Here is an 8,564-nt window from a genome sequence, read left to right on the forward strand (position 1 = left end):
TGTATTTAACTAAAGAAACAAAAGCTGAAATCTTCGCAAAACACGGAGGAAAAGCTGAAAACACCGGTTCTGCCGAAGGACAAATTGCTTTGTTCACTTTCAGAATCAACCACTTAACCGGACACTTGAAAAAAAATCGTCACGATTTCAACACAGAGCGTTCATTAGTGAAATTGGTAGGTAAAAGAAGAAGCCTTCTTGACTATCTAAAGAAAAAAGATATCAATAGATATCGTGAGATTATTAAAGAATTAGGAATTAGAAAATAATCAACTAAAGGGGCTTTGTGCCCCTTTTTGTTTTATATATTTGAAGAAAAAAGTTTGGTTTTTCATTGGGTTACACAACAACTACACACAACAACAACACAACAAAACCTAATATTAATACCAAATTAAGGATTTTTTTATGATTCCAAATGTAACTAGAGAGGTTATCGATTTAGGAGATGGAAGAACCATTTCAATCGAAACCGGAAAATTAGCGAAACAAGCAGACGGTTCTGTAGTAGTTCGCTTAGGCGATTGCATGTTATTAGCAACAGCAGTATCTGCCAGAACAGCAAATCCAGGGGTAGATTTTCTACCTTTAACCGTTGATTACCGTGAAAAATTTGCTGCTGCAGGAAGATTTCCGGGTGGATTTTTCAAAAGAGAAGCTCGTCCAAGCGACAGTGAAGTATTAACCATGCGTTTGGTTGACCGTGTATTGCGTCCGCTTTTCCCGGATGATTATCATGCCGAAACACAAGTTATGATTCAGTTAATGTCGCATGATGATAATGTGATGCCGGATGCATTAGCCGGATTAGCTGCTTCTGCTGCTTTAGCTGTTTCCGATATACCTTTTTACAATTTAATTTCTGAAGTTCGTGTGGCTCGTATAGACGGACAATTTGTAATCAACCCCAGCAAAGCTCAATTAGAACTTTCTGATATTGACATGATGATTGGTGCTTCTATGGATTCAGTGGCCATGGTGGAAGGTGAGATGAAAGAAATTTCAGAAAAAGAGATGGTGGAAGCCATTAAATTTGCTCACGAAGCAATTAAAATTCAAATTCAAGCCCAAGAGCGTTTACGTAAAGCCGTAGGTTCACCGGAATACCGAACTTATGAAGGCGAAGTAGAAGACGAAACCGTTTACGCAAAAATCAAAGCCGCTTCATATGACAAATATTATGCTATAGCCATGGAGGCTTCAGCAAAAAGTGAAAGAGGTGAAAAATTTGCAGCAGTAAAAGAAGAAGTTAAGGCGTTGTTTACTGAAGAAGAATATGCAGAGAATGCAGATTTAGCCGAATTAGTGAGCAAATACAACTATAAAACACAAAAAGAAGCAGTTCGCAACGTAATTCTTGAAAAAGGAATTCGTTTAGACGGAAGAAAAACTACTGAAATCAGACCGATTTGGTGTGAAACAGATTACTTACCTTCTGTTCACGGTTCTTCTTTATTTACACGTGGGGAAACGCAAGCGTTAGCAACAGTAACATTAGGAACTTCAAGAGAAGCGAATGTCATAGACTCGCCATCTGAACAAGGAGAAGAAAAATTCTACTTACACTACAACTTCCCTCCTTTCTCAACCGGTGAAGCCAAACCATTAAGAGGAACATCCCGAAGAGAGGTTGGTCATGGTAACTTGGCTCAAAGAGCTTTAAAAAATATGATTCCTGCCGATTGTCCTTATACAATCCGAGTAGTTTCTGAAGTATTAGAATCTAATGGTTCTTCTTCTATGGCAACCGTTTGTGCGGGAACAATGGCTTTAATGGATGCCGGAGTTCAAATGACAAAACCGGTTTCCGGAATTGCTATGGGATTAATCACAGACGGTCAAAAGTTTGCGGTTTTGTCTGATATTTTAGGCGATGAAGATCACTTGGGCGATATGGACTTTAAAGTAACCGGAACAGCAGACGGAATTACTGCTTGCCAAATGGACATTAAGATTGACGGATTACGTTATGACATCATGGAGCAAGCTTTAGAACAAGCTAGAGATGGCCGTATGCATATTTTAAATAAAATTACCGAAACCATTGCTACGCCTAGAGCAGATGTGAAAAAGCACGCTCCAAAAATCATAATGCGAACTATTCCTGGAAACTTTATTGGTGCTTTGATTGGTCCGGGTGGAAAAGTTATTCAAGAATTGCAAAAAGCAACCGGTACAACAATAGTTATTAATGAAGTTGATGAGCAAGGTGTAGTCGAAATCTTAGGAACAGACCCAGATGGAATTGCAGCAGTTTTAGCTAAAATTGACAGTATTGTTTTCAAACCGGAAGTAGGTGAAGCCTATGAAGTAAAAGTAATAAAAATGTTAGATTTTGGAGCGGTAGTAGAGTACACTAAAGCCCCTGGTAATGAAGTTTTATTACACGTTTCTGAACTGGCTTGGGAAAGAACCGAAAATGTAGCCGATGTTGTTAAAATGGGCGATGTTTTCATGGTGAAATATCTAGGCATTGACCCAAAAACCAGAAAAGAAAAAGTATCTAAAAAAGCTCTTTTACCTAGACCTCCAAGAGAAGAGAAAAAAGACGCTCCAAAAAAAGATTAAACCCTTTTTCAAATAAAAAAAACCGATTCAAATGAATCGGTTTTTTTTATTTAATTTAGACAGAAAAATCATTCTTTTAACATAAAATCTTAACAATTATTTTATATTTGCAACAATGCCAGTTAAAAATATTTATGATTTTATCATTCAACCGCTTTATTCTTCTTATTTCCTTGTTTTTATTCGGATATGTGAATGCACAAGAATTCAGTGTAACGGGTATACTAATTGATGAAAATCAAAATCCAATAGAATCTGCAGAAGTTGTTTTAATTCAGAATAACACTATACGAAAATCAACTCTTTCCAGCCGTGAAGGAGCATTTAAAATTGAAGCATCGCCAGGTGTTTATACCCTTCGCTGTTACTATGTAGGTGCCATAATTTATCAAACTGATTTTGAGCTTAATAAAAACATACAATTAGAAACAATTAGAGCTTTTGAAAATGCCAATCAATTGGATGAAGTTGAAGTAACATCCAAAAAAAAGATTATAGAATCTAAAGTAGACCGAACCGTTTTTAACGTAGAAAATAGTGTTCGAGCTACAGGAAGTGATGGACTTGAATTGCTTAAAAGCACCCCCGGAGTCTCTGTATCCGGTACAACTATTGGAATAGTAGGGAAAAGCACTGTGAGTGTCATGATCGATGACCGAATAATTAATCTTTCTGGGGAAGAATTAAACAATTACCTCAGAGGCTTGAGTTCGGAAAACATTAAAAGCATAGAAGTAATTACCACACCTCCTTCTAAATATGATGCACAAGGAAATAGTGGCTTAATCAATATTAAACTCAAAAAAATACACGATGATTCTTGGGCGGTTCAAATACGAAATAATTACATTCAAAACTCTTACCCTTCAATATCATCGGGTATAAACTTTGCCTACAACAAAAATAAATTAAGTATTCAAACCGATTTTGCTAAAAGAGAAGGACATTCTAAAACAATAGAATCTATGAACACCTTCTATCCAACAGAAAACTGGCTTGGCTTTACCTCAAGAAAAGATAAGTCTGACATATACAGAGGAATTATTGGATTGGATTACCGAATAGGTCCCAAAGCAACTCTTGGTTTCAAATACATTGGTTTGTTTGACAATCCCAACATCAAAGATCGCAATGAAGTAATAGTAACAGATTCTCAAACCGGAGAAATTAAGTCGACCTATTTTACCAACGGTTACAACAAAAACAGCACAGAAAACAACACTTTAAATGCCTATTTCACACAAAAAATTGACAGTTTAGGAAAACAAATAACCATAGATTTAGATTATTTAGATTATTTAGACGATCAAAATCGCAATTTTAACACCCGTAACGAATTCCAAGGAAATTTAATTGGGTCTCCTTACATAGCCAACAATACTAGTGTTCAAAACATAAAAAATTACAGTTTCAAAATTGATCTAGAATTACCAACAAAATGGGCCAATTTTGGATTGGGTGGTAAACTTAGTTGGGTAAAAAACTCGAGCGATATTGCCTTTTTTGATTTATCATCGGGATCACCCATTCTTGATATTAACCAAACCAATTTATTTGATTATACTGAAAATACCCAATCAATATATGGAAACTTTTCAAAATCTATTACTGAAAAATGGCAAGTTCAAGCCGGATTGAGATACGAAGACACCCAAGTTTTAGGCATAACACAATCTCCAGATTCCAATCAAAATCAACGTAACGCATTTACTTACGGAAAATTTTTCCCGTCTTTGTATTTGTTGTACTTGCCTAATGAAAATAACAGCTTTTCTGTAAACTACAGTAAGAGAATTGGCAGACCTATTTTTTGGGATTTAAATCCATTCAAATGGTATTTAAATTCATTTACATTGGTAGAAGGCAACCCTTATTTACAACCTTCATTTACAGATAATTTTGAAATTAACTACAATTACAAAGATCACTTTAGTTTAAAAATTTATTATTCCAACACAACCAATGGAAGCTTTCAAATTCCGTTCATCCTAACTGAAACCGAACCCGCCAATATCCGTTTCTTTAGAGACAACTTTTTTGACAAATATCAATTAGGAGCAACCCTTACTTATCTTATAAACACATTAAGCTGGTGGGAAAGCACTAACACTTTGAATGGATTTGATAATGTAACCCGCTTTACCAAAGAAGTACCCACTGAGGAACAAAACGGTTTTATGTATGCTTTTTACACCTACAATACTTTTAGATTGAGCAAGTCTAAAAATTGGTATGCAGAAATTAATTTTCAATATCATAGTGCCCGAAAAGACTTGTTTAATGAGGCTACAGCTTTTTCCAATACCGATTTAGGTATCCGCTATTCTCTTAAAGAAAAGGGTTGGAGTTTTTTGCTTCTGGGTTCTGATGTATTTAGAAGTAACAGAGCCTATTTTACCTCTGTAATTAATTCCGTACCTCAAACACGTTCGGCTTATCTAGACGACAGAATGATTCGTTTAGGAGTTACGTATAAATTTGGCAACAAAAAAATGATTGCCAACCAGAGAGAATCTGGCAACGAAGATGTTAAAGAACGTATAAAATAATTTTTTTTGAATTCTTTTGTAACATTTTGAAAACCCTACACGTATAACTAGCTGAAACTATATTCAAGAACATTTTAAATGAGACAGCTTAAAATCACCAAGCAGGTTACCAATCGTGAAACTGCTTCCTTAGACAAATACCTACAAGAAATTGGAAAAGTTGATTTAATTACTGCTGATGAAGAGGTAGAATTAGCCCAGCGAATTAAAGCCGGAGACCAGCGAGCTTTAGAAAAACTAACGAAAGCTAACTTACGTTTCGTAGTATCGGTAGCTAAACAATACCAAAACCAAGGATTAACATTACCTGATTTAATTAATGAAGGAAACTTAGGTTTAATTAAAGCGGCTCAACGTTTTGATGAAACTCGTGGTTTTAAATTCATTTCGTATGCGGTTTGGTGGATTCGTCAATCGATTTTGCAAGCTTTGGCTGAGCAATCTCGTATTGTTCGATTACCGTTAAATAAAATTGGTTCTATCAATAAAATAAACAAAATGTATGCTTTATTAGAGCAATCTAATGAGCGTGCACCCTCTGCAGAAGAAATTGCCAAAGAATTAGACATGACCGTAAATGACGTAAAAGAGTCTATGAAAAACTCAGGACGTCACTTATCGATGGATGCTCCTTTAGTAGAAGGTGAAGACTCTAACTTGTATGACGTTTTACGTTCCGGTGAATCACCAAATCCCGATAGAGAATTAATTCACGAATCGCTACGCACAGAAATTGAGCGTTCCCTTGAAACTTTAACACCTCGTGAAGCAGATGTGGTTCGTTTGTACTTTGGTTTAGGTGATCAGCACCCAATGACTTTAGAAGAAATTGGCGAAACTTTTGATTTAACCCGAGAACGTGTACGTCAAATTAAAGAAAAAGCTATACGAAGATTGAAACATACTTCTAGAAGTAAAATATTAAAAACCTATCTGGGATAAATTATTTCTATTGCAATACCTTTTAGAATTAGTCAGATTCCACTATATTGCATAAACTATCTCAAGATAGTATCTTACAAACAGTTTAAAAACTGTTCGTTTTTTGATTGATGATTGAAACTCCGGCTGATTACCGGAGTTTTGCTTTTTTGGGGAGCAAAACTCCGGTCTGTTTGCTTCGCTCGGGTTTCCGGAGTTTTATTTTTTAACCTCTTAACCCACCCCTTAGAGGGAATTTATTCTGAGTTAAATCTTTTAATCTGCAAAACTTTTAAACTTTTAAACTAAAATCTATCTTTGCACAAACAACAACACAATGAAAAACACCCTAATTGCTCCCTCTATTCTAGCTGCCGATTTTGCCAACTTACAACGCGATATCGAAATGATTAATGCCAGCGAAGCCGATTGGTTTCACATTGACATCATGGATGGCGTTTTTGTACCCAATATTTCGTTTGGAATGCCGGTTTTAGAGGCAATCACCAAGCATGCCCAAAAGACCATTGATGTACACTTAATGATTGTTGACCCGGACAGATATATAGGCACTTTTAAAAAATTAGGAGCCGATATTTTAACCGTTCATTACGAAGCTTGTACGCATCTACATCGAACGCTTCAGGCAATTAAAGCAGAAGGGATGAAAGCCGGAGTAGCTTTAAATCCGCATACAAATATAGAATTATTAGAAGATGTAATTCAGGATATCGATTTGGTTTGTATCATGAGTGTAAATCCGGGGTTTGGCGGGCAATCGTTTATCGAAAACACCTATTCAAAAGTTGAAAAATTAAAAGCATTAATCAACAAAAAGAATGCTTCTACTTTAATTGAAATTGACGGAGGCGTAACGAACAAAAACGCCAAACAATTAGCTGATGCCGGAGCCGATGTTTTAGTGGCAGGAAGTTATGTGTTTGGATCTAAAAACCCAACAGAAACGATTTTAAATCTTAAAAAGGATTTGGCGTAACAAATTCAATTTTTGTACTGAGCCAGCAAATATTTTATAATATCAGTTGTTGTAACGATACCCACCAACAACTGTCCTTGAACAACAGGCAAGGCATGAAATTCATTTTTAGAAAGAATTTCGGCTACTTCCCTAATGGTGGTGTCGGGATTTACTGTTGTTAATTTTTTAGCCATAACTTGCTCTACAGTAAACATATTGTAAACCGTAACATCTACAACTTCATCATCGTCATCCACGGCATCTACGAATGAAATTCGCAACAAATCTGTATAACTCAACATTCCCACAATTTTTGAACTTTGAACAACGGGAATATGTCGGATATGATTCTTTTTGAAAAGTAATTCGGCTTTGGTTAAATCGTCTGTTAAATTTAAAACAATAACATTTTTGGTCATAATAGAAGAGACCGGCACCTGCTTTTTCATGATATTTAATCTTTAATACTACAAATATCTGAACTCTTTTAAAAAAAAGAACTGAGCCATATCATTGTTATTTGGGCTATTTTTTTGTATCTTGTAACTTAGGTGAAAAATTAATCATTTTTCTAACTTTTTCATACAGCTCCGGAAAATCACTTTGCAATTCTTGAGGCGTTTCAAAAAAATGTTCCATTAATACCGCTATGAATTCAAAAGGATTGGTATAGGCATATTCTCTAAGATATTGAGTTTGTTTTAGCCGTTCCTGAACTTCGGGTTGAGAGACAAAATGGATGATTTTGTTGAACTTCTTTGTAAATAAATAGGCACTTACATCATCATTTTTCTTTCCATGAAAATGGATGGCATGGGTAAACTCGTGTAAGCCCAAATTGTAATTGTCATTCTTAACCCGAATACCTTCCATAAAATCCTCCCATGAAAATACAATAGCTCTCATCCTCGGATTAAATTCACCTTTATGCCAAGCATCATTTACAGTAGAATAATAAGGTTTGGGATATATAATAATTTTATCAAATACATTCACCAAATAATTTCGCATTCCAAAAGTGAGTTTAACAGCAGTTGAAGCAATTATTATTTTCATCTCTTCAGTAATTACAATATTATCCTTCGGAATAAATTGGTACTTATTCATGAACTTTACTACTCTATGTTTAAAAAACTGTTTTTGTTTGAAGGATAAATGATTGTAAAATTCAAAATGATTCTTAATTATCTGCTCCTTTGATTTTGGCAAATCGAACTTACGCATGTAAAAATGAACATAAACAGGCTTATCTAACCACTTAACACTGAAGTAATCAAGCACTCCTAATAAAACGCCCACAAACAATGCAAAAGTGACGATAAGTAAAAAGATAGTTATAACAGCAATATATATCATAAAAGCATAAGGCTACAGAAAAAGGATTAACCCGAATGGAATGACAATGTACAAAAAAGGGTTTGAATTATTGACCACAAATCCAATCTTTACCATTTTGATTCCTTTTTAAGGCTGATAAAGACCAATTAGAAAAATTCTCAAGCAAGCTTGGAAATAATTTACAATAGGATTGCCTGCGGCCATCCTTC

Annotated in this window: 7 protein-coding genes; 5 read left to right on the forward strand and 2 right to left on the reverse strand. The window is 35.1% G+C overall.

The genetic code is table 11. The annotated features are described in order from the left end of the window. From rpsO to rpe, 5 genes are all read left to right on the forward strand, one after another. A partial coding sequence (gene rpsO / locus V7M80_RS07760) for a 30S ribosomal protein S15 (RefSeq protein WP_333695227.1) occupies window positions 1-269 on the forward strand: 269 nt, incomplete at its 5' end. Window positions 270-408: 139 nt separating this feature from the next. Beyond that, window positions 409-2,568, forward strand: coding sequence for a polyribonucleotide nucleotidyltransferase (locus V7M80_RS07765; RefSeq protein ID WP_333695229.1), 2,160 nt, complete (start codon window positions 409-411; stop codon window positions 2,566-2,568). A 134-nt stretch (window positions 2,569-2,702) separates the two neighbouring features. After that, a complete protein-coding gene (locus tag V7M80_RS07770) occupies window positions 2,703-5,117 on the forward strand; it encodes a TonB-dependent receptor (RefSeq protein ID WP_333695231.1) in 2,415 nt (804 codons plus the stop codon). 78 nt (window positions 5,118-5,195) lie between these two features. Continuing rightward, on the forward strand, window positions 5,196-6,059 hold the full coding sequence (locus tag V7M80_RS07775; RefSeq protein WP_026711939.1) for a sigma-70 family RNA polymerase sigma factor: 864 nt from the start codon (window positions 5,196-5,198) through the stop codon (window positions 6,057-6,059). 316 nt (window positions 6,060-6,375) lie between these two features. Beyond that, window positions 6,376-7,035 (forward strand): ribulose-phosphate 3-epimerase, encoded by a 660-nt coding sequence (rpe, locus tag V7M80_RS07780; protein ID WP_333695238.1) that lies wholly within the window; start codon window positions 6,376-6,378, stop codon window positions 7,033-7,035. Window positions 7,036-7,040: 5 nt separating this feature from the next. Here rpe and V7M80_RS07785 read toward each other — a convergent pair whose 3' ends face one another. Both V7M80_RS07785 and V7M80_RS07790 read right to left on the reverse strand, forming a co-directional pair. Beyond that, window positions 7,041-7,466, reverse strand: a complete 426-nt coding sequence (locus V7M80_RS07785) for a CBS domain-containing protein (protein ID WP_333695239.1) — start codon at window positions 7,464-7,466, stop codon at window positions 7,041-7,043. Between the two features lie 76 nt (window positions 7,467-7,542). Beyond that, window positions 7,543-8,373 carry a zinc-dependent peptidase gene (locus V7M80_RS07790; RefSeq protein WP_333695240.1) on the reverse strand — a complete coding sequence of 277 codons (831 nt, stop codon included), beginning with the start codon at window positions 8,371-8,373 and terminating at the stop codon, window positions 7,543-7,545. Window positions 8,374-8,564: the final 191 nt, after the last annotated feature.

Origin of the sequence: Flavobacterium sp., from assembly GCF_036759525.1 — a bacterium.
Taxonomy (GTDB): domain Bacteria; phylum Bacteroidota; class Bacteroidia; order Flavobacteriales; family Flavobacteriaceae; genus Flavobacterium.

Excerpts from the sequence above, each read along its gene's own strand:
- V7M80_RS07785 (WP_333695239.1), bottom strand. The coding sequence starts at position 7,466 with ATGAAAAAGCAGGTGCCGGTCTCTTCTATTATGACCAAAAATGTTATT.
- V7M80_RS07765 (WP_333695229.1), top strand. The coding sequence starts at position 409 with ATGATTCCAAATGTAACTAGAGAGGTTATCGATTTAGGAGATGGAAGA.
- V7M80_RS07790 (WP_333695240.1), bottom strand. The coding sequence starts at position 8,373 with ATGATATATATTGCTGTTATAACTATCTTTTTACTTATCGTCACTTTT.
- V7M80_RS07775 (WP_026711939.1), top strand. The coding sequence starts at position 5,196 with ATGAGACAGCTTAAAATCACCAAGCAGGTTACCAATCGTGAAACTGCT.
- V7M80_RS07770 (WP_333695231.1), top strand. The coding sequence starts at position 2,703 with ATGATTTTATCATTCAACCGCTTTATTCTTCTTATTTCCTTGTTTTTA.
- rpe (WP_333695238.1), top strand. The coding sequence starts at position 6,376 with ATGAAAAACACCCTAATTGCTCCCTCTATTCTAGCTGCCGATTTTGCC.